Origin of the sequence: Pseudomonas sp. PDM18, assembly GCF_014852585.1 — a bacterium.
In the GTDB taxonomy this organism is placed as follows: domain Bacteria; phylum Pseudomonadota; class Gammaproteobacteria; order Pseudomonadales; family Pseudomonadaceae; genus Pseudomonas.
In genome coordinates this window covers 1-20,240 of the sequence record NZ_JACVBX010000004.1, presented here as the reverse complement: position 1 = coordinate 20,240, position 20,240 = coordinate 1, and the positions used below count along the sequence as shown (strand labels likewise).

The following is a 20,240-nucleotide window of genomic DNA, read 5'->3' as shown; positions in this document are numbered from 1 at the left end:
CCGCCGGGTTTTCCCCGGCGGCCATCCTCCGTTAATCTCCCCCCTCCATTCTCCACCTCGGCGGTTCGCAAACCGCCGGGTTTCGCCAAGGAAGTACCGATGCTGCGATTCCCCGTTCTGCTGGCCGGCGCCCTGCTGTCCGTCAATGCCTTCGCCCTGTCCCTCTCCGACCTCAGCCAGAGCGACGCCACCGGCGGCCTGAAGGATGCGCTGACCCAGGGTGCACAGGTGGCCGTGAAGCAGCTCAGCCAGCCCGGCGGTTTCAGCAATGACCCCGCCGTGCGCATCGAGCTGCCCGGCAAGCTGGGCAAGGCCGCCAAGACCATGAAGCAGTTCGGCATGGGGGCCCAGGTCGACCAGCTCGAGGCGAGCATGAACAAGGCAGCCGAGGCCGCCATGCCGCAAGCACAGGCGCTGCTGGTCGATGCGGTGAAGAAGATGAGCGTGACCGACGCCAAGGGCATCCTCCAGGGCGGCGAGCACTCCGCCACCGACTACCTGAACCGCAGCAGTCGCGATCAACTGCGCGCCAAGTTCCTGCCGATCATCAAGCAGGCCACCGACCAGGTTGGCGTGGCCAAGCAGTACAACGCCTTCGCCAGCCAGGCCGCCGCCTTCGGCGTGGTCGATGCGAAGAACGCGAACATCGAGAACTACGTGACCGAAGAAGCGCTGGACGGCCTGTTCAAGCTCATCGCCGAGCAGGAAAAAACCATCCGCCAGAACCCGACTGCAGCGGCCACCGGGCTGGCGAAGAAGGTGTTCGGGGTGCTCTGACTTCGATCCGAACGAGACAAGGGAAAGCCCGGCAACTGCCGGGCTTTTTCGTGCCTGCTTATCTCTCCCCTGTAACAGCGCGCCGGGTCGTAAGCGATGGGTATCGCTTCGCTCCACACCATCCTACGAAGAGTTCCCCTTTCCGTAGGGCGCATAACCCGGAACGGGTTATCCGCCGTGATGGCTACGTCCGTCTCTCAGCCCAGCAAGCAGGCGGCATCGCCGAAGCGCAGCCAGACGCCGCCTTGCCACTCCAGTACCGCCAGCGGGTAACCCTGCACCTCGCGCACGGCGTGGCGGGGGACGAACCCCGGTGGCAACTGCGCGTCACGCAGGGCCGGCACGACTTCGTTGCTCAGCCACTGGCGCAGGTTGCGGTTTTCCGGATGGTAGAAGTACACCAGCAGCAGGGTGTAGAGGCCGCTTTCGCTGACCAGTAGCTCGTCCTCTTTCCCGCCTTCGAGCCGTACCCAGCGGTACTGGTCGGCGTCGAGCTTGCGCGGTACGCGGGCGGCGAAGTGGGTATTGGTCAGGCGCGCGAGGTCGCGGGCGGAGAACCAGGCCTGCCGATCAATCATCAGACCGCGCAACGGGCGATCGTAGCGCTGGAAGGTGTGGAAGCTCAGGCCGTTGTCGGCTGGGAACATCGTCGAAGGGTTCATGCGGTCTCTCCCTGTACAGCTCAGTTGGCTACAGCTGGAAAGCCGCCATCCCGGAAAGGGAGGCGGACCGTGCAAGGGTGGAAAACCGGGAGCTTTAAGCCAAAGACCGGCCGGGCCGAAGCCCGCCTCGCACGGTCCGCCATGGACAGCCAGAGTCGGCCCGGCCTTTGAAAAGGCCGGGCCATTCCCTGCTATGGCGAATGCTTAAAGCTCACAGGTTTCCACACCTGACCACGGCTGTTCCGTGGCGGAGAGAACGCTAAGCAGTGGCTTTGTAGGACCGCAACGCCGTTGATGAGTCAGGCGGTTCCCGAATGAATGTCCCGAGCCTGACGGAGTGATCCAGGCTTGGGAATCGTACTCAGGAAAGGACAGCGAGGGTGACAGGTCGAAGGGTTCGCGTCTGTCGGGTTATTCGCCTCAGAGCGTCGGACGGCGGATAACGCTGCGCGTTATTCGCCCTACATCGGGGTTCGACCTGTAGGAGCGCGCCATGCGCGCGATTCGCGGGCATGGACCGCTCCTACAGGGAGGTACTGAAGCTAGGCCTCTTTCTTCACGCGGAACCAGGCCGCATAGAGCGCCGGCAGGAACAGCAACGTCAGCGCCGTGGCAACGATCAGGCCGCCCATGATCGCCACGGCCATCGGCCCGAAGAACACGCTGCGCGACAGCGGGATCATCGCCAGCACGGCGGCCAGGGCGGTCAGCACGATGGGGCGGAAGCGCCGCACCGTGGCCTCGATGATGGCGTGCCAGGTGTCCAGGCCGTGGGCGCGGTCCTGTTCGATCTGGTCCACGAGGATCACCGAGTTGCGCATGATCATCCCCGCCAGGGCGATGGTGCCGAGCATGGCGACGAAGCCGAAGGGCTTCTGGAACACCAGCAGGAACAGGGTCACGCCGATCAGCCCCAGGGGCGCGGTGAGGAACACCATGATCATCCGCGAGAAGCTGCGCAGCTGGATCATCAGCAGGCTGAGCACCACCACGATGAACAGCGGCACACCGGCGTTCACCGAGTTCTGCCCCTTGGCCGAATCCTCCACGGTGCCGCCGACGTCCAGCAGGTAGCCGTCGGGCAGCTCGGCGCGGATCGGGTCCAGCGTCGGCGAGATCTGCTTCACCAGGGTCGCCGGCAGCGAGTCGTCGTAGATATCGGCGCGAATGGTCACCGTGGGCAGGCGATTGCGCCGCCAGATGATGCCTTCCTCGAAGCCGTACTCCAGCGTCGCCACCTGCGACAGCGCCACGCTGCGGCCACTGCTGGTCTGCATCGACAAGCTGGGCAGCTGCGAGAGGTCATGCCGGCCACGCTCGTCGCCACGCAGGAGGATCTCGATCAGCTCGTTGTCCTCGCGGTAGTAGCTGACGGTGGAGCCGGTCAGCGAGCTCTGCAGGAACTGCGAGATGTCCGAAGTACTCACGCCCAGGGCGCGGGCGCGTTCCTGGTCGATGTCGAGGAAGATCGCCTTGCTCGGCTCTTCCCAGTCCAGGTGCACGTTCACCACGTGGGGGTTCTCGCGCATCTTGTCGGCGACCTTGCGCGCCAGTTCGCGGACCTCCGGGATGTGCTCGCCGGAGACGCGGAACTGCACCGGGTAGCCCACCGGCGGGCCGTTCTCCAGGCGGCTGATACGGGTACGCAGGGTCGGGAAGTCTTCGTTCATGTGCTTGATTAGCCACTGACGAATCTCTTCACGGGACTCCAGGCTCTTGGCCAGGACCACGAACTGCGCAAAGCTCGCCGCCGGCAGTTGCTGGTCCAGCGGCAGGTAGAAGCGCGGCGAACCGGTGCCGATATAGGCTACGTAGTTGTCGATGCCCGGATGCTCGGCGAGCATTTTTTCCAGGCGGTTGACCTGCTCGGTGGTGGCGGTCAGCGAGTCACCCTCGGCCAGCTTCAGGTCCACCAGCAGTTCCAGGCGCGCCGAGGGCGGGAAGAATTGCTGCGGCACCAGGCGGAACAGCATGATCGAGCCGATGAAGGCCACCACGGTGAGCAGGATCACCGTCTTGCGGTAGCGCACACACCACTCCACCACACGGCGGAAGCGCTGGTAGAAAGGCGTCGAATACGGGTCATGGCCCTTGTCGCTGCCGCCATGTTTTTCCGCATGGCGCTTGGCGAGGTCGGGCAGCAGCTTCTCGCCCAGGTAGGGCACGAAGACCACGGCGGCGATCCAGGAGACCAGCAACGCGATGGTCACCACCTGGAACAGCGAGCGGGTGTATTCGCCGGTGCCCGACTGCGCGGTAGCGATGGGCAGGAAGCCGGCGGCGGTGACCAGGGTGCCGGTGAGCATCGGGAAGGCCGTGCTGGTCCAGGCGTAGCTCGCCGCCTTGAGCCGGTCGTAGCCCTGCTCCATCTTCACCGCCATCATCTCCACGGCAATGATCGCGTCGTCCACCAGCAGGCCCAGCGCCAGCACCAGCGCGCCGAGGGATATCTTGTGCAGGCCGATGCCGAAGTAGTACATGCAGGCGAAGGTCATCGCCAGTACCAGCGGGATCGACAACGCCACCACCAGGCCGGTGCGCAGACCGAGGGAGAAGAAGCTCACCAGCAGCACGATGATCAGCGCCTCGGCCAGCACGCGGACGAACTCGCCCACGCCTTCGCGCACCGCTGCCGGCTGGTCGGACACCTTGCGCAGCTCCATGCCCGCCGGCAGCGTCTGCTGTAAGCGTTCGAACTCGGCGTCGAGCTTCTGGCCCAGCACCAGGATGTCGCCGCCGTCCTTCATGGCCACGGCGATGCCGATGGCGTCCTCGCCCATGAAGCGCATGCGCGGAGCGGGCGGATCGTTGAAGCCGCGATGGACCTCGGCGACGTCGCCGATGCGGAAGGTGCGATCGCCGACGCGGATCGGGAAGGAGCGGATGTCCTCCACCGAGTCGAAGCGACCGGAGACGCGCAGTTGCACGCGGTCGGTCGCGGTCTCGAAGAAGCCGGTGGCGGTCACCGCGTTCTGTTCTTCCAGCGCCTTCTGCACAGCCGCCAGCGGCAGGCCAAGGGTGGCGAGCTTGGTATTGGACAGGTCGATCCAGATTTTCTCGTCCTGCAGGCCTACCAGCTCGACCTTGCCGACGTCCTTGATCCGCTGCAATTGCAGTTGCAGGCGGTCGGCGTAGTCCTTGAGCACCGCGTAGTCGAAGCCCTTGCCCGACAGCGCGTAGATGTTGCCGAAGGTGGTGCCGAACTCGTCGTTGAAGAAGGGCCCCTGGATGCCCTGCGGCAAGGTGTAACGGATGTCGTTGACCTTCTTGCGTATCTGGTACCAGAGCTCGGGAATGTCGCGGGAATGGAAGTCCTCGCGGGCGACGAAGGTCACCTGGGATTCACCGGGGCGGGAAAAGGAGACGATGCGGTCGAAGTCGCCGGTCTCCATCAACTTCTTCTCGATGCGCTCGGTGACCTGGCGCGAGACTTCCTCGGCGGTCGCGCCGGGCCAGTTGGTCTTAACCACCATGGCCTTGAAGGTGAACGGCGGGTCTTCGCTCTGCCCCAGTTTGGAGTAGGACAGCGTCCCGACTATGCCCAGCAGGAGCATGAGGTACAGGACGATGGAGCGGTTCTGCAGCGCCCAGGCGGAAAGGTTGAATTGCATCGGGCGTTACTCCTTCGCCACCAGCTTGACCGACCGGTTCTCCCGGTCGACCGGCCGTACCTCCTGACCTTCACGCAGCACCTGCACGCCCGCTGCCACCACCCAGTCGCCATCCTTCAGGCCTTCGAGCACCGGCACGCGATCCTCGGCGTAAGGGCCGATGCGCACCGGGCGGCGATGCAGGGTGGAAGTTTTCGGATCGACCACCCAGACGAACGGCTGGCCGGCTTCGGACGTCAGCGCAGCGAGCGGCACGGCGAGCGGTACGGTGCCCTCGGCATGGATGTAGACGCGGGCGCTCTGACCCAGCTCGGCCGGAACCTTGGCATCGTCGAAAGCCACCCGCGCGGCAAAGGTGCGCGACTGCGGATCGGCCGCCGGCGACAGCTCGCGGATCTTGCCGCTGAAGCGCTTGTCGCGCTGCGACCAGAGTTCGACGCTCACCGCCTCGCCGACGCGGAAGCGTTCGAAGGCATGCTCGGGGAAGCTGATCAGCACTTCGCGGTCGCCATCGGCGGCCAGGGTGAAGACGGTCTGCCCAGCGGCAACCACCTGCCCCACTTCCACCCGACGGGTGGCGATCACGCCGTCCTGGGGCGAGCGCAATACCGCGTAGCCGGCCTGGTTGCTGGCCACGTCGTACTCGGCGCGAATCTGTTTAACCCGCGCCTCGCCGGCGCGGTAGGTGTTCTCGATGTTGTCGAACTGCGACTGGCTGACCAGCTGGCGCTCCAGCAGGGTCTTGTAGCGGGCGTATTCGGAGCGCACCGTCTGCAGGTTGGCTTCAGCGGCGGCCACCTGGGCGCGCGTGGCCTCGAGCTGCAGGCGAACGTCTTCTGGATCGAGTTCCGCCAGTGGCTGGTCCTTCTTCACCCGTTCGCCCGTTTCCACCAGGCGCTTGCTGACTTTTCCGCCGATGCGGAAGGCCAGTTCCGGCTCATGGCGCGCATGCACTTCACCGGGATAGGCCTCGGTGATATCCCGCGCCGGCAGAGGCTGTACAACGATGGCAGGGCGCACCGCGGGCTTAGGCGGTTCGCCGTTACCGCAGGCGGAAAGTGAAAGGATGAAGGCAGCAGGCAGCGCGACAGACAGAGCATGGCGGAACATGATGTGTGACCTTTCGCAAAATGCGGTTGGAATTCTTATACTCGCCGGTATAGTAAAAATACAGAACCCATCAGTCCAGTATTAGAAATGTAAAGACATGTCACCAACGAACTCATCGAACGGACCGGGTCGCCCCAAGGATCCGGCCAAGCGCAAGGCCATTCTGGAAGCCGCCAAGGAGCTGTTCGTCCGCTACGGCTATGACGGCAGTAGCATGGAGGCCATCGCCGCCGAGGCCGGGGTGTCCAAGCTCACCGTTTACAGCCACTTCACGGACAAGGAGACGCTGTTCGTCGAGGCGGTGCAGTCCAAATGCGCCGAGCGGATGCCCGAGCTGTTCGCCGAGCCGCCGGCCAATGCGCCGCTGGAAAGTCTGCTGCTGAACCTGGGCCGCGGCTTCAACCAGTTGATCAACAGCCCCGAGGCGATTGCCCTGAGCCGGTTGATGGTGGCCCAGGGGGCGGGCAACCCGCACCTCTCGCAGCTGTTCTTCGAGGCCGGCCCGCAGCGCGTGCTGGACCAGATGGAGCGCCTGCTGGAGCAAGCCCGTCAGCAGGGCAAGATGAAGATGGACTGCCCGCGCCGGGCCGCCGAGCATTTCCTGATGCTGGTGCAAGGCTGCGTGCACTTCCGCCTGATGATCGGCTGCGAGAACGCTCCTACTCCGGAAGAATCCGAGGCGCATGTGCAGGAAGTGGTGGCGTTGTTCCTCAAGGCCTTTGCGCCCTGAAGCAGCCGTGGCCGGAGGATCGCGGGCATGGCCCGCTCCTGCAACAGCGCCGTACCTCGATACCCCGCGTAGGGCGCATAACGCCTGTGGCGTTATCCGCCGCCCTGGCGGATAACCCGTTCCGGGTCATTCGCCCTACGGGTGCGGGCCCCGACCTGTAGGAGCGAGCCACTCCTGCGAACCGCGCCGACAGGCGCGTCTCTCAGCCCTTCAGGCTTTTCAGCGGATAGATATCATAGCGGCTGGACTTGCCTTCCAGGCTGTAGCCGGGCTTCTGCCCCTCGATGATCGGCGCCTTGCGCGGGCGCTTGACCACCACGCGGTGGCTGGCCAATTTCAGCGCCGCTTGCAGCAGCGCCGGGGCGTCGAGGTCGTCGCCCACCAACGGGCGGAACAGGCGCATTTCCTTCTTCACCAGCGCACTCTTGTCGCGATGCGGGAACATCGGGTCGAGGTAGATCACCTGCGGCGCGTCCCCCTCCCAAGCGGTCATGCGCTCAATGGAGTTGCCCTGCAGCAGGCGCATGCGCGCGACGATGGCGCCCACCTCGAAATCCCCTGCCGCGCGGGCCAGGCCGTCCTCCAGCAACGCGGCGATGATCGGCTGGCGCTCGGTCAGGTCCATCTCGCACCCCAGCGTCGCCAGCACAAAAGCGTCCTTGCCCAGGCCGGCAGTGGCGTCCAGCACGTGGGGACGCACGCCCTGCTGGATCCCCACGGCCTTGGCGATCATCTGCCCCGCGCCGCCGCCGAACTGCCGGCGATGCGCAGCAGACCCTTCGAGGAAATCCACCCGCACCGGGCCGGGCGAATCCGGCCCCAACTGCAGCAGCTGCAAGCCGTCATCACCCAGTTGCAGGGCGAAATCGGCATCGCCCTCGCCCATCGACAGACCGAGCCGCTGCGCCCACTGCTCGGCTACGGCCTGCCAGGCAGGAGCCAGCGCCTGGACGACGATGCGCGGCGGTGTGAGGACTTCGATCATGACAGGGATCCTGGGAAAAACCGCGATTCTACCGCAGCGCGAAGCTGGCAGGCTCAACGGCAGACCTTCCAGCCGCCCAGGTCGAGATGGAAGTGATCGTGGTGCGCACGGTTGTAGTCCGGCCCGAGCACGCCGTCGAAGTTGCCGCATGCGCGGTCGCGCACGGTACGCAGGAAGCGCGCGGCGTCGCCATCCTCGCTCCAGTCTGTCGCCACCACGATGCGCCGGCCATCAGCCAGGCGGAAGGCGGTGATGTCCAGCGCATTGGCCGTGGCGTGCTGGCTGCGGCGGCCATCGGCGCGGCCATAGATATTGCGGCAGGCGAAGCTGCCCAGGTGCTCAACCGCCGATACCGACCGGCCGTAGACTTCTCGTGCGGCCGGTTGCAGGGAGTGGCGCTCGAACAGCGCAAAACTCACCGCCAGCGGGCAACTGGCGAGGAAGCTGCTGCTCAGCTTCACCCCGGCAGCCTGTACACGCCAGACGTTGTGCAACGGGCAGCCAGCGACGGGTTCGCTGTCGGCCATGGCCTGGGCCTTGAGGTCGGAGCTTTGCAGCGCCAGCCGGCACAGCTCGGCGTCATCACGCAGGCGCCAGAGCTTGTAGCGGGTTAGCAGATTCGGCTCGTCGCGCACGTCCAGTGGTGCCCAGGGATTCCATCGACTGGGTAGCTCCACCCATCGCTGCTGCACCGCCAAAGCAAAGCCCGCGCAGGCAACGAGCAACCCGAGCAGCCACCAGCGCAAGAGTCAGCCCCGGAACAATCCGTTGATGCGGTCGAATGGCATGGCGCCGTGCATGGGCTTCAGATTGCCCTTGGCCAGTGCCTCGGAGGCGCTGAAGAAGGCACCGTAAGCGGCCCGAGCCAGACAGGAGCCGACGCTGACGCGCTTCACCCCCAGTTCAGCCAGCTCATCAAGGCTCAGCTGCAGCGCCGGCGACCCCACCAGCACATTGACTGGGCGCGGCGCTACGGCGCTGACCACGGCGGCAATTTCCTCGCGGGTCTTCAGGCCCGGCGCGTAGAGCACATCCGCTCCGGCTTCGGCGAAGGCCACCAGGCGGCGAATGGTGTCGTCCAGGTCGACGCGGCCGTGCAGGAAGTTCTCCGCCCGCGCCGCCAGGGTGAAGGTGAACGGCAGCGCACGGGCGGCCTGCACGGCGGCAGCGACGCGCTCGACTGCCAACTCCAGCGGATAAATCGGCGCATCCGAACGGCCGGTGGCGTCTTCGATGGAACCGCCAACCAGCCCGCAAGCAGCAGCCAGACGGATGGTTTCAGCGCAGTCTTCCGCTGCACCGCCGTAGCCGTTCTCCAGGTCGGCAGCGACCGGCAGGGGCGTTGCCTCGAGGATCTCGCGCGCATTGGCCAAGGCTTCATCGCGGCTCACCGCGCCTTCGGCGTCGCGCCGGCCGAGGGCGAAAGCCAGACCGGCACTGGTGGTCGCCAAGGCTTCGAAGCCCAGGTGGGCGAGCATCTTCGCCGAGCCGGCATCCCAGGGATTGGGCAGGACGAACAGGCCGTCGCGCTGGTGGAGCGCGCGGAAGGCGTCACCACGTTGCTGTTGATTGGTCATGGCGGACTCCTTGCCAAACGAGGGAAGGAGCAGGTTAGTCCCCTCGCCTGCATGACGCCATGCACAGTTGGCGGCTCAGAGCAGGCCGAGCTGTTCCACTTCCGGCTTGGGCTCGAGCAGCGCTGGCAGCCCAGGCAGGCGCTCGCGCAGCAAGGCGTGGAAGCGCTTCGCCTGCTCGGCAGCACGGTGGTTGTCCGGGGTATGAAGGAAAACATAGGGCGTCAGGCCCTGTTCGATCCACTCGGCAACCTTGCCGATCCAGGGCGCGAGATGGACGAGATTGGCGTCCAGGTCCGGCCCGCCGATGAAGCGCACCTGCGGGCTGTCGCTGAAGGCTGCCGGACGCACTGGCACCTTGGGCTTCTTCGACTGGGCATGGAGCACGGCCGGATCATCGGACTGCACGGCGAACAACGCCCGCGAGTCCAGGCAGATGCGTTCGACGCCTCGGTCCAGCAGCAGGCGGTTCAGCGCCCGCTCCTCGTCGCCCTTGGCGAAGAACGCCGGGTGGCGCACTTCCACGGCGATGCGCCGCTCGGAGAACTCATCCAGCCACGTAGCCAGCTCGCCCAGGCGATCCGGGCCGAAGCTGGCGGAAACCTGCAGCCACAGCGGCGCCACGCGCTGGCCCAGCGGCGCCAGCAGGTCGAGAAAGTCTCGGGTGTTTTCCAGCTGACCGCGCAAATCGCCCTCGTGACTGATGTCGCGCGGCAGCTTGGCGCAGAAGCGGAAGGTCTCCGGCATGGTTTGCGCCCAGCGCGCGAGGGTGTCGGCATTGGGACGGGCGTAGAAGGTGGTGTTGCCTTCCACGGCGTTGAACACCTGGGAGTAGAAGGACAGTGTTTCGGCGGGACGCAGGTCGGTGGGATAGAAACTGCCGCGCCAGGCGGGCTCGTTCCATGAAGGGCAGCCCAGGAAATACGGCAAATGCATCAGGCGTAGAGGTCGAGACCGACGACTTCCTGGCCTTCGTACTGGCTGACCATGCTGGCGGTGCTGGTGTAGCTGGCGAGCGCCTGCGCCGCGCGTGAGGTCAGCGGACGCTGGTAGTCGAGGTTGTCGCGCAGGGTCGCCGGCAGGTTGTAGCTGCTGGCGTTGGAGGACTCCACGCGGCGGGTCTGCGATTGCGAGTCGAGTCCCTGGCTCGCCGAGGTCGGCGCGGGCTGCTCGCGGCGGGTCTCGACGTCGCGCTGCACTTCCCGGAACGGAGTGACAGCAGTGCCCGTGCGGGAACTGCGCTCCGTGGTCTGGGATGTGGAGGTAAAGCCGTCGATACGCATGGCGAAAACTCGGTGGGAATGCCCATCACTCTAGCGACCGCGCGCGGCTGCGGTCAATTGGCACAGGTCAGGCTTTCTTGGGGGTCGCCACGTTGTCGCGCAGGTAGACCGGCTGGGCCTGCTCTGCATCAACCGCATCGCCGCGGGCCCAGGCGAATTCGGCCAGGGTCAGCAGGTCTTCGGAGTGCGGCAGCAGGCTGGCGTCGCAGGCGGCAACCTTCACTGCCAGGCGTTCTTCGAAGCCCCAGCCAGTGCCGGAGCCGAACCACTCGCCCTGGACATCGCGCGGCAACTCGACGCGCTCCGGCGGCAGCACTGCCTCGGCGCCGGCCAGACGCATCTCGCCCTGCTCCAGGCGGTAACACCCCCAGTACACCTCGTCCATGCGCGCATCGATGGCCGCTGCCACCTGGCTTGCGCCGTGCTCGCGGTAGGCGCGCTGGGCCAGCACCGACAGGTCGGAAATCGGCAGCACCGGCTTCTGCAGCGCAAACGCCAGGCCCTGTACCACGCCGATGGCAATCCGCACGCCGGTGAAGGCGCCGGGGCCGCGACCGAAGGCAATGGCGTCGACGGCGGAGAGCGCGATGCCGGCCTCAGCGAGGATGTCCTGCACCATGGGCAGCAGGCGCTGGGCATGCAGGCGCGGGATCACCTCGTGGCGTACGAACCGGCGGCCGTCATGCAGCAGGGCGACGGAACAGGCTTCGGTCGAGGTATCCAGGGCCAGCAGCGTGGGCATGGTGTTTTCCATAGGACGTTGAGAACAGGGCGATAAAAAACGGGCGGGCATTATAAACGCCAAAGGCCCGCGTGTGCGGGCCTTTGGCTGATACGGCGATGGATCAGTTCAGAGCGCCGAGCACCTTGGAGGTGATCTGCTCGACCGAACCGACACCCTCGACGCGGGTGTACTTCGGAGTGCCCTGCGCATCCGCCAGCTTCTGGTAGAAGTCGACCAGCGGCTTGGTCTGCGAGTGGTAGACCGACAGGCGGTGACGCACGGTGGCTTCCTTGTCGTCTTCGCGCTGGATCAGCTCTTCGCCGGTCTCATCGTCCTTGCCAGCCACTTTCGGCGGGTTGTGCTCGACGTGGTAGACGCGACCCGAGGCCGGGTGAACGCGGCGACCGGCGATGCGGCCGACGATTTCCTCGTCGTCCACGGCGATCTCGACCACGTGATCGATGGAGACGCCCGCTTCCTTCATGGCCTCGGCCTGGGGAATGGTGCGCGGGAAGCCGTCGAACAGGAAGCCCTTGGCGCAGTCGGGCTGGGCGATACGTTCCTTGACCAGGTTGATGATCAGGTCATCGGATACCAGGCCGCCGGCGTCCATTACGCTCTTGGCCTGCAGGCCGAGCTCGGTGCCAGCCTTGACCGCTGCACGCAGCATGTCGCCGGTGGAAATCTGCGGAATGCCAAACTTTTCAGTGATGAAGCGAGCCTGGGTACCTTTGCCGGCACCGGGCGCCCCGAGCAGAATCACACGCATCGATATGCTCCTTAATACTTGTTAAGCGAAATCACGGATCCGCCTCGTGGGGCCAATCTCATCATGCTTGGAATGGCGCAGAGGTGCGCCGAAAGGTTGCTCACGATACACAGCGGTCCCACACCACACAAGCCAGCCATGGGGACTGCGCACGCCGATCCCGGGCCGTTTCCGCACCCAGGATCAGCCATCAAATTAATCTCATCTGGCGGCTCGGCAATCCACCTTTGGTGGGGGGTGGTAGTGCCTCAGCCGGTATTTCGCAACCCGGCTGCAATCCCCGCCACCGTCACCAGCATGGCTTGCTCCAGACCGCCGCAGGCGTCGCCCGTGCAGCGCCGCGAGCGCGCCAGCAGCTCGGCCTGGAGCAGGTGCAGCGGGTCCAGGTAGGTGTTGCGCACGCCAATGGATTCACGCGTCTCGGCGGCGTGGGCGAGCAGCTGCGATTGCCCTGTAAGCCCCAGCACCACTCGCACCGACTGCGACAATAGGTCGCGTAAATGCGCACCTAATGGTCGCAGTTCCGATTGCACCAGTCGCTCGTCGTAGAGTTGGGCAATTTCCCGGTCGGCCTTGGCCAGTACCATCTCCAGCATGTCGATGCGCGTGGTGAAAAACGGCCACTCCTTGCGCATGCGTCCCAGCAGTGCGCCTTCGCCGCGTTCGATGGCCTTGAACAGGGCGTCTTCCCAGCCCAGCCAGGCCGGCAGCATCAGGCGCGTCTGGGTCCAGGCGAAGATCCAGGGGATCGCCCGCAGGCTTTCCACCCCGCCCTCGCGACGCTTGGCCGGGCGGCTGCCCAGCGGCAGGCGGCCCAGTTCCTGCTCCGGCGTGGCCTCGCGGAAGTAGTCAACGAACTGTGGGTTCTCCCGTACCACCGCGCGGTAGGCGAGCACGCCGTCGGCGGCCAGGCGGTCCATCTCCTCGCGCCAGGCCGGCTCGGGCACCGGTGGCGGTTGCAGGGTCGCCTCCAGCACGGCGGCGAGGTAGAGGTTGAGGTTCTGCTCGGCGATGTCAGGCAGGCCGAACTTGAAACGGATCATCTCGCCCTGCTCGGTGGTGCGGAAGCGCCCGGCCACCGAACCCGGCGGTTGCGAGAGGATCGCCGCATGGGCCGGACCGCCGCCACGCCCGACGGTGCCGCCGCGGCCATGGAACAGCAGCAGTTCGATGCCATGGTTGCGGCAGATGTCCACCAGCGCCTCCTGGGCGCGGTACTGTGCCCAGGCCGCAGCCAGGGTCCCGGCGTCCTTGGCCGAGTCGGAGTAGCCGATCATCACTTCCTGCGGACCGGCCAGGCGGGTGCGGTAGCTGTCCAGGCTGAGCAGGCGGTCGATGCAGGGGCCGGCGTTGTCCAGGTCATCCAGGGTCTCGAACAGCGGCACCACGCGCATCGGCCGCTCCAGCCCGCATTCCTTGAGCAGCAACTGGACGGCGAGCACGTCGGACGGCTGCCCGGCCATGGAGATGACGTAGGAACCCAGCGAGGCGGCCGGCGCCTGCGCCACCACGCGGCAGGTGGCGAGGACTTCGGCGGTCTCGGGCGTCGGAGCGTAGTTCGCCGGCAGCAAGGGCCGGCGGCTGGCGAGTTCTTCCAGGAGAAATTCCTGCCGCACGCTTTCGTCCCACTCGGCGTAATTGCCCAGGCCCAGGTACTCGGTGATTTCGCTCATCGCCTTGGCGTGGCGCGTGGAGTCCTGGCGCACATCCAGCCGTGCCAGGAACAGCCCGAAAGTGGCTGCTCGGCGCAAGGTATCGAGCAGGTCGCCCTCGGCGATCACGCCCATGCCACAGGCCTGCAGCGAGCGATAACAGAGCAGCAGCGGCTCCAGCAGTTCGCGGTTGTCCTGCAGCACGTCAGCGCCCGGCTCCTCGCCGGTGTGGATGGCACGCTCGGCCCAGGCGCGGGTAGCGCGCAGGCGTTCGCGCAGTTGCTTGAGCAGTGCGCGGTAGGGCTCGGCGAGGTCGCCGACTTCGGCGCGTAGCTCGTCGCTGGCCTGCTGCATGGAGAGTTCGGCGGCAAGGCTGTCGACGTCACGCAGATAGAGGTCAGCCGCCATCCAGCGCGCCAGCAGCAACACCTCGCGAGTGATGGCGGCGGTGACGTTGGGGTTGCCGTCACGGTCGCCGCCCATCCAGGAGGCGAAGCGAATCGGCGCGGCGCTCAGGGGCAGGCGCTCGCCGAGGGTTTCCTGCAGGGTTCGATCAACGTGGCGGAGGAAGGCCGGCAAGGCGTGCCAGAGGGAATGCTCGATCACCGCGAAGCCCCATTTCGCCTCGTCCACCGGGGTCGGGCGGGTGCGGCGGATCTCGTCGGTGTGCCAGGCCTCGGCGATCAGGCGCTGGAGTTTTTCCTGCACCGCCTGGCGCTCCTCGGGCAGCAGGTCGGAGTGGTCACCGGCGGCCAGTTGCGCAGCGATGGCGTCGTACTTCTGGATCAGCGTGCGGCGCGCCACTTCGGTGGGGTGCGCGGTGAGCACCAGCTCGATTTCCAGCTCCGCCACCTGGCGCGCCAGGCCCTCGGCGCCCAGGCCGGACTTGCGCAGGCGGCCCAGCAGTTCGGCCAGCACACGGTTCTCGAAGGGCTCCGGCTCCTTGGGCGTGCGCCGGCGGATGCGGTGGTACTGCTCGGCGATATTGGCCAGGTTGAGGAACTGGTTGAAGGCGCGAGCCACCGGCAGCAGCTCATCCTCGCCCAGGCCGTCGAGGGTCGCGGTCAGCTGTTTTGCGCCTTCGGCTGAGCCGCGCCGGGCAGCCTTGGCGCCGGTGCGGATGAGTTCGATCTTGTCGAGGAAGCCCTGCCCGTACTGGGCACGGATGGTCCGCCCGAGCAGCTCGCCAAGCAGGTGAACGTCCTCGCGCAGGCGCGCATCGATATCCGGCATCGCAGTCTCCTGGATCAGAGAGAGAAAGGGCATCGCAGGGTTTTACAGTGCCGCCGGCCGGGCCGGCAGGCAAGCGCTCGACGAACGCCCGCAATCCTGCTCGGACAACGTCTAGGCTGAAAGTTATCCCCATCGATGGGAAAACCTGCGGCGACCTCACGAGGGCCGACCGCCACGTAACGACCCTAGAGGTGAATATGAAAATCCGCGAGCTGGTACGCCATTGGGAAAAGAACGCCAGGGGGCGCATGACCAACCACCAGTACAGCATTCCGCTGGACGTCGAGACGGCCGCGCGTCTGGCCGCGCTGCACGACATGTACCCCAAGCGCAGCGTCGAGGAGCTGCTGGGTGAACTGGTCAGTGCGGCGCTGGAAGAGCTGGAGGCGAGCTTCCCCTACGTGCAGGGGACCAAAGTAGTGGCGCAGGACGAACAGGGTGACCCGATCTATGAGGACACCGGCCCTACGCCGCGCTTCCTGGCACTGTCGCGCAAGTACCTGCACGAGCTGACGGAGGCCGAGCACTCCTGAACGAAACGCCCCGGCAAGTGCCGGGGCGTTTCGTTTGGCACTTCTTGTAGGAGCGAGCTTGCTCCTACGAATGCGATCAATGCCGGCCATGGACGCCGGGCACGTGCAAATGCCCCGCTTCCGCACAGGATTCCGGAATCACCGACGGCTCCGCCGGCTGCTCCAGCTCGCGCAGGATGCCGCAATCCTCGCTGCTGCCCTCTCCCTGGCACTGCGCGCGCAGGTCGCGCAGTTGCTGGCTGAGCGACTGCAACTCGGCGATGCGCACTTCGACGTGGTGCAAGTGCTCGTCGATCAGCCGGTTGGCGGTGCCGCAGTCGGATTCAGGGCGGTCGCGCAGGCCGAGGAGGATGCGGATTTCCTCCTGGGTCATGTCCAGCGAACGGCAATGGCGAATGAACGACAGCCGCTCGACGTGGCTGGCGTCGTACTGCCGGTAGTTGCCCTCGCTGCGCGACGGCGCGGGCAGCAGGCCTTCGCGCTCGTAGTAGCGGATGGTTTCCACCGGGCAGCCGGTCAGTTTCGCCAGTTCACCGATCTTCATGTGCGACTCCTCGCCAACGGATGCTTGACTCTGTAGTTGCTACAGGGTGTGCAATCGGCAGCAACTCGTCAAACAGGAACGGACGACATGACTGCCAATCGCCAGGGGCCGACCATCCACGGCCCTGTACAGGACCGTGAACATGACGCCGCCGACTACTGCGGCTGCGACAAAGGCGCGCAGCTGCGCGCCCCGGCTGCCGAACCTGCCCCGCACAAGCATGACCACGGCCATGATCACGATCACGATCACGATCACTCCCATGATCAGGACGAAGATCGCAGTGCGCGCGCAGAAAGTGCCGCCACGGCCGCCGCCGGCTCGGCCAGCGGCGAGCTACGCTGGACGAGTCTGCGCATCGAAGCCATGGACTGCCCCACCGAGGAACGCCTGCTGCGCGATGCGCTGGGTCGCGTGTCCGCCGTGGAAGACCTGGACTTCAACCTCATGCAGCGCCTGCTGCGTGTGCAGCATCGCTTCGACAGTACCGAGCCGCTGCAGAAGCTGGTGGCCTCCCTCGGTATGCAAGCCGAGCCGGTAGACGAAAACGCCCCCGTCTCGGCGCAGCCCGCCCAACAGAAGCCCTGGTGGCCACTGGCTCTGGCCGGCGTCGCAGCGGCGGGCGCGGAGTTTTTCGAATGGTTCGCCATCGGCCCGCACTGGCTGGTGGCAGTACTGGCCATCGCCGCGATTGTCGGCGCCGGCCTGCCAACCTACCGCAAGGGCTGGATCGCCCTGAAGAACCGCAACCTCAACATCAACGCCCTGATGAGCATTGCCGTGACCGGTGCCATGCTGATCGGCCAGTGGCCGGAAGCGGCTATGGTGGCGGTGCTGTTCGCTATCGCCGAATTGATCGAGGCCAAGTCGCTGGACCGCGCGCGCAACGCCATTCGCGGCCTGCTGCAGCTGGCTCCGGAACAGGCCACGGTGCAGGTGGACGGGCAGTGGCAGGAGGTTCCCGCCAAGTCCGTCGCCCTCGGCGCGCGGGTGCGGGTGCGCCCCGGCGAGCGCATCGCACTGGACGGCGAGGTGCTCGATGGCCGCTCCAGCGTCAACCAAGCCCCCATCACCGGTGAAAGCCTGCCAGTGGAAAAGCAGGCCGGTGATACCCTGTTCGCCGGCACCATCAACGGCGAAAGCGCACTGGAATACCGTGTCACTCGCGTGGCCGACGACAGCACCCTGGCGCGCATCATCCACGCCGTGGAAGAGGCCCAGGGCTCGCGCGCACCGACCCAGCGCTTCGTCGGCCAGTTCTCGCGCATCTACACCCCGGTGGTGTTCCTCATTGCCATCGCCACCGCGCTGCTGCCCCCGCTGTTCTTCGGCGGCGCCTGGCTGGACTGGGTGTACCGCGCGTTGGTGCTGCTGGTGATCGCCTGCCCCTGCGCGCTGGTGATCTCCACCCCGGTGACCATCGTCAGCGGCCTGTCGGCGGCGGCGCGCCTGGGCATCCTGATCAAGGGCGGGGTGTTCCTGGAGATGGGCCGTTCCCTGGAATGGATCGCCCTGGACAAGACCGGCACCCTCACCGAGGGCCGCCCGCGCCAGACCGACTTCACCGCCCTGCGCGAAAGCGCCGCCGGTGATGTGCGCGCCCTGGCCGCCAGCCTTGCCGCCCGCTCGGATCACCCGGTATCCCACGCCGTGGCCCAAGCCGCCGAGGCCGACAATATCGCGCTGTATAGCGTAGGCGAGCTGACCGCCCTGCCCGGCCGTGGCGTGAAAGGCGAGATCGACGGCCGCACCTACCACCTGGGCAACCACCGTCTGGTGGAGGAACTGGAGCTGTGCTCGAAGGAGCTGGAAGCCCGCCTCGACGCTCTCGAGCAACAGGGCAAGACGGTCATCGTGCTGCTCGACACCGAAGGCCCGCTGGCGCTGTTCGCCGTGGCCGATGGCGTCAAGGAAACCAGCCGCGAAGCCGTCGCCCAGTTGCACCAACTGGGCGTGAAGACACTGATGCTGACCGGCGACAACCCGCACACCGCCAACGCCATCGGCGCCCAGGTGGGCATCGACCAGGCGCTGGGCAACCTGCTGCCCGAGGACAAGCTGCGCGAAGTGAAGCAGCGCCAGGCAAGCGGCAAGCGCGTCGGCATGGTCGGCGACGGCATCAACGACGCCCCGGCCCTGGCCCGCGCCGACATCGGCTTCGCCATGGGTGCGGCAGGTACCGACACGGCCATCGAAACCGCCGGCGTCGCGCTGATGGACGACGACCTGCGTAAGCTGCCGTCCTTCATTCGCCTGTCGCGCCAGACCCATCGCGTACTGATCCAGAACATCACCCTGGCGCTGGGCATCAAGGCGGTGTTCCTCGCCCTCACTTTGGCCGGCGAAGGCACCTTGTGGATGGCGGTGTTCGCCGACATGGGCGCCAGCCTGCTGGTGGTGTTCAACGGCCTGCAGTTATTGCGTCATCGCGTCTGATCGACGCTGCTCGCTGAAAATGCCCGCCATCACGGCGGGCATTTTTTTTGAACCCCCTGGCAAAACCCTTAGTCCCCTAAATAGATGCCCGCTGCTCTCAAGGCATGAGCCACATCGCGCAGAACCGCGCGGGAGAGCCGCCCGCATCCGCCGGCAATCGAAACGCCGAGGGAAACCCTAAGCAAACGTCAGAGGATTCACCCAATGGAACTGAAATCTCAAAGCGCTCGAACCGTCCCTGCCCTTTCCACCCGCGCCCCGCTGCGCAGTTGGCGCCTGGGGCTGCTCGCCCTCGGCAGCGCGATGCTGCTGGCCGGCTGCGCCGGTAACCCGCCCAGCGAACAGATGGCCGTCACCGAATCGGCGGTGAACGCTGCGGTCAGCAACGGCGGGCCGGAATTCGCGCCAGTGGAAACCAAGAACGCCCAGGACAAGCTCGCCCAGGCGCGCATCGCCCTGAACGACAAGGAATACGACCAGGCTCGCAACCTGGCCCAGCAGGCCGAGTGGGACGCCCGTGTGGCCGAGCGCAAGTCCCAGGCCGTGAAGGCCCAGAACGCGGTGAAGGACGCCCAGCAGGGCGTGATGGAGTTGCGTCAGGAAGGCCTGCAGCAGGCCCAGTGATCCCGCCCCCACGCCCGGTCATATAAGGAATTTCGACATGAACAAACTCATCGTACTGCCCGCCATCTCGACCCTCGCTCTGGCCCTGGCCGCCTGCTCGACGCCGCCCAACGCGAACCTGGAGAAAGCCCGTAGCGACTTCCAGGCCCTGCAGGCCGAGCCCCAGGCCACTCAGCAGGCCGCACTGGAAACCAAGGACGCTGGCGACTGGCTGGCCAAGGCCGACCAAGCCTACCGTGACGGCGCGAATCAGAAGGAAGTGGACCAACTGGCCTACCTGACCCAGCAACGCATCGAGCTGGCCAACCAGACCGTGGCCCTGCGCGACGCCGAGGATCAGTTGAAGAACACCTCCGCCCAGCGCGCCCAGGCCCGTCTCGATGCTCGTACCGCGCAGCTGAACAAGCTCAAGGGCGAGCTGAACGCCAAGCAGACCTCGCGCGGGACCATGGTGTCCTTCGGTGACGTGCTGTTCGATCTCGACCGCGCCGAACTCAAGCCCGGCGCGATGAGCAATGTGCAGAACCTGGCCGGTTACCTGCAGCAGAACCCGGAGCGCAAGGTCATAGTCGAGGGTTACACCGACAGCAGCGGCTCGTCCTCCTACAACCAGGGGCTGTCCGAGCGCCGCGCCGAGGCCATCCGCCTGGCGCTGCTCAGCCAGGGCGTGACGCCCGACCGCGTCGTCGCCCGTGGCTACGGCAAGGAGTATCCGGTATCGAGTAATGCCACCCCGGCCGGCCGCGCCATGAACCGCCGCGTCGAGGTGACCATCTCCAACGATGCCAACCCGGTGCAGCCGCGCTCTTCGGTAAGCGGCACCTACTGATCCAGCACAACGGCTCGCTCCTGCGAAGTGGCTCTTCGTAGGAGATTCTATGTCTACCCCACCGTATCGGCCGCAGTCCGATACGGTTGCTGAGTCGTCATCAGGGCAAAGGCAATCCGGGCCAATTTGCGGGCGAGGACGGTCAGCGCCTCGATCTTTTGCAG

General features: G+C 66.1%; 18 protein-coding genes. 6 read left to right on the top strand and 12 right to left on the bottom strand.

Annotated elements, in window-relative coordinates; all coding sequences use genetic code 11:
* The first annotated feature begins 99 nt into the window (after positions 1 to 99).
* Complete coding sequence (locus IB274_RS10115; RefSeq protein ID WP_192381878.1) at positions 100 to 777, top strand: DUF4197 domain-containing protein; 678 nt, start codon at positions 100 to 102, stop codon at positions 775 to 777.
* Between the two features lie 197 nt (positions 778 to 974).
* Here the strand turns inward: IB274_RS10115 and IB274_RS10110 are convergent, their stop codons facing one another.
* The 3 genes from IB274_RS10110 to IB274_RS10100 all read right to left on the bottom strand — a co-directional run bounded on the left by IB274_RS10110 (position 975) and on the right by IB274_RS10100 (position 6,160).
* A complete protein-coding gene (locus IB274_RS10110; protein ID WP_225614798.1) occupies positions 975 to 1,439 on the bottom strand; it encodes a Bro-N domain-containing protein in 465 nt (154 codons plus the stop codon).
* A 542-nt stretch (positions 1,440 to 1,981) separates the two neighbouring features.
* Positions 1,982 to 5,050: an efflux RND transporter permease subunit gene (locus tag IB274_RS10105; RefSeq protein ID WP_192431815.1), complete on the bottom strand. Its 3,069-nt coding sequence runs from the start codon at positions 5,048 to 5,050 to the stop codon at positions 1,982 to 1,984.
* Positions 5,051 to 5,056: 6 nt separating this feature from the next.
* Complete coding sequence (locus IB274_RS10100; protein ID WP_081517850.1) at positions 5,057 to 6,160, bottom strand: efflux RND transporter periplasmic adaptor subunit; 1,104 nt, start codon at positions 6,158 to 6,160, stop codon at positions 5,057 to 5,059.
* Positions 6,161 to 6,257: 97 nt separating this feature from the next.
* Between IB274_RS10100 and IB274_RS10095 the strand changes: the two genes are divergently transcribed.
* The gene (locus tag IB274_RS10095; RefSeq protein ID WP_192431814.1) at positions 6,258 to 6,890 is read left to right on the top strand and encodes a TetR/AcrR family transcriptional regulator; all 633 of its coding nucleotides are present in this window, start codon (positions 6,258 to 6,260) and stop codon (positions 6,888 to 6,890) included.
* A gap of 202 nt (positions 6,891 to 7,092) precedes the next feature.
* Here the strand turns inward: IB274_RS10095 and IB274_RS10090 are convergent, their stop codons facing one another.
* The 8 genes from IB274_RS10090 to ppc all read right to left on the bottom strand — a co-directional run bounded on the left by IB274_RS10090 (position 7,093) and on the right by ppc (position 15,110).
* Entirely contained in the window at positions 7,093 to 7,875 is a 783-nt protein-coding gene (locus IB274_RS10090) for a class I SAM-dependent methyltransferase (RefSeq protein WP_192431813.1), read from the bottom strand.
* A 53-nt stretch (positions 7,876 to 7,928) separates the two neighbouring features.
* A complete protein-coding gene (locus IB274_RS10085; RefSeq protein WP_192431812.1) occupies positions 7,929 to 8,621 on the bottom strand; it encodes an extensin family protein in 693 nt (230 codons plus the stop codon).
* 3 nt (positions 8,622 to 8,624) lie between these two features.
* Positions 8,625 to 9,452 (bottom strand): isocitrate lyase/PEP mutase family protein, encoded by an 828-nt coding sequence (locus tag IB274_RS10080; RefSeq protein WP_192431811.1) that lies wholly within the window; start codon positions 9,450 to 9,452, stop codon positions 8,625 to 8,627.
* Positions 9,453 to 9,527: 75 nt separating this feature from the next.
* Entirely contained in the window at positions 9,528 to 10,388 is an 861-nt protein-coding gene (locus tag IB274_RS10075; RefSeq protein ID WP_192432140.1) for a DUF72 domain-containing protein, read from the bottom strand.
* Positions 10,385 to 10,732: a hypothetical protein gene (locus IB274_RS10070; protein WP_192431810.1), complete on the bottom strand. Its 348-nt coding sequence runs from the start codon at positions 10,730 to 10,732 to the stop codon at positions 10,385 to 10,387. Before IB274_RS10070 ends, IB274_RS10075 begins: the two co-directional genes overlap by 4 nt.
* 67 nt (positions 10,733 to 10,799) lie before the next feature.
* Complete coding sequence (tsaB, locus tag IB274_RS10065) at positions 10,800 to 11,474, bottom strand: tRNA (adenosine(37)-N6)-threonylcarbamoyltransferase complex dimerization subunit type 1 TsaB (protein WP_192431809.1); 675 nt, start codon at positions 11,472 to 11,474, stop codon at positions 10,800 to 10,802.
* A gap of 103 nt (positions 11,475 to 11,577) precedes the next feature.
* A complete protein-coding gene (adk, locus tag IB274_RS10060; protein WP_081517842.1) occupies positions 11,578 to 12,225 on the bottom strand; it encodes an adenylate kinase in 648 nt (215 codons plus the stop codon).
* A 248-nt stretch (positions 12,226 to 12,473) separates the two neighbouring features.
* The gene (gene ppc, locus IB274_RS10055) at positions 12,474 to 15,110 is read right to left on the bottom strand and encodes a phosphoenolpyruvate carboxylase (protein ID WP_192431808.1); all 2,637 of its coding nucleotides are present in this window, start codon (positions 15,108 to 15,110) and stop codon (positions 12,474 to 12,476) included.
* Between the two features lie 197 nt (positions 15,111 to 15,307).
* Between ppc and IB274_RS10050 the strand changes: the two genes are divergently transcribed.
* Positions 15,308 to 15,643: a pilin assembly protein gene (locus IB274_RS10050; RefSeq protein ID WP_192431807.1), complete on the top strand. Its 336-nt coding sequence runs from the start codon at positions 15,308 to 15,310 to the stop codon at positions 15,641 to 15,643.
* A gap of 76 nt (positions 15,644 to 15,719) precedes the next feature.
* Here the strand turns inward: IB274_RS10050 and cadR are convergent, their stop codons facing one another.
* Positions 15,720 to 16,187 (bottom strand): Cd(II)/Pb(II)-responsive transcriptional regulator, encoded by a 468-nt coding sequence (cadR, locus tag IB274_RS10045; protein ID WP_192431806.1) that lies wholly within the window; start codon positions 16,185 to 16,187, stop codon positions 15,720 to 15,722.
* An 87-nt stretch (positions 16,188 to 16,274) separates the two neighbouring features.
* Between cadR and IB274_RS10040 the strand changes: the two genes are divergently transcribed.
* The 3 genes from IB274_RS10040 to IB274_RS10030 all read left to right on the top strand — a co-directional run bounded on the left by IB274_RS10040 (position 16,275) and on the right by IB274_RS10030 (position 20,076).
* Positions 16,275 to 18,623 (top strand): heavy metal translocating P-type ATPase, encoded by a 2,349-nt coding sequence (locus IB274_RS10040; protein ID WP_225614797.1) that lies wholly within the window; start codon positions 16,275 to 16,277, stop codon positions 18,621 to 18,623.
* Between the two features lie 204 nt (positions 18,624 to 18,827).
* Positions 18,828 to 19,247: a DUF4398 domain-containing protein gene (locus tag IB274_RS10035; protein WP_225614796.1), complete on the top strand. Its 420-nt coding sequence runs from the start codon at positions 18,828 to 18,830 to the stop codon at positions 19,245 to 19,247.
* Positions 19,248 to 19,284: 37 nt separating this feature from the next.
* Positions 19,285 to 20,076 (top strand): OmpA family protein, encoded by a 792-nt coding sequence (locus IB274_RS10030; RefSeq protein ID WP_192431805.1) that lies wholly within the window; start codon positions 19,285 to 19,287, stop codon positions 20,074 to 20,076.
* Positions 20,077 to 20,240: the final 164 nt, after the last annotated feature.

Coding starts and splice junctions, on each gene's coding strand:
- IB274_RS10115 (WP_192381878.1), top strand. CDS start 100: ATGCTGCGATTCCCCGTTCTGCTGGCCGGCGCCCTGCTGTCCGTCAAT.
- IB274_RS10110 (WP_225614798.1), bottom strand. CDS start 1,439: ATGAACCCTTCGACGATGTTCCCAGCCGACAACGGCCTGAGCTTCCAC.
- IB274_RS10105 (WP_192431815.1), bottom strand. CDS start 5,050: ATGCAATTCAACCTTTCCGCCTGGGCGCTGCAGAACCGCTCCATCGTC.
- IB274_RS10100 (WP_081517850.1), bottom strand. CDS start 6,160: ATGTTCCGCCATGCTCTGTCTGTCGCGCTGCCTGCTGCCTTCATCCTT.
- IB274_RS10095 (WP_192431814.1), top strand. CDS start 6,258: ATGTCACCAACGAACTCATCGAACGGACCGGGTCGCCCCAAGGATCCG.
- IB274_RS10090 (WP_192431813.1), bottom strand. CDS start 7,875: ATGATCGAAGTCCTCACACCGCCGCGCATCGTCGTCCAGGCGCTGGCT.
- IB274_RS10080 (WP_192431811.1), bottom strand. CDS start 9,452: ATGACCAATCAACAGCAACGTGGTGACGCCTTCCGCGCGCTCCACCAG.
- IB274_RS10070 (WP_192431810.1), bottom strand. CDS start 10,732: ATGCGTATCGACGGCTTTACCTCCACATCCCAGACCACGGAGCGCAGT.
- tsaB (WP_192431809.1), bottom strand. CDS start 11,474: ATGCCCACGCTGCTGGCCCTGGATACCTCGACCGAAGCCTGTTCCGTC.
- adk (WP_081517842.1), bottom strand. CDS start 12,225: ATGCGTGTGATTCTGCTCGGGGCGCCCGGTGCCGGCAAAGGTACCCAG.
- ppc (WP_192431808.1), bottom strand. CDS start 15,110: ATGCCGGATATCGATGCGCGCCTGCGCGAGGACGTTCACCTGCTTGGC.
- IB274_RS10050 (WP_192431807.1), top strand. CDS start 15,308: ATGAAAATCCGCGAGCTGGTACGCCATTGGGAAAAGAACGCCAGGGGG.
- cadR (WP_192431806.1), bottom strand. CDS start 16,187: ATGAAGATCGGTGAACTGGCGAAACTGACCGGCTGCCCGGTGGAAACC.
- IB274_RS10040 (WP_225614797.1), top strand. CDS start 16,275: ATGACTGCCAATCGCCAGGGGCCGACCATCCACGGCCCTGTACAGGAC.
- IB274_RS10035 (WP_225614796.1), top strand. CDS start 18,828: ATGGAACTGAAATCTCAAAGCGCTCGAACCGTCCCTGCCCTTTCCACC.
- IB274_RS10030 (WP_192431805.1), top strand. CDS start 19,285: ATGAACAAACTCATCGTACTGCCCGCCATCTCGACCCTCGCTCTGGCC.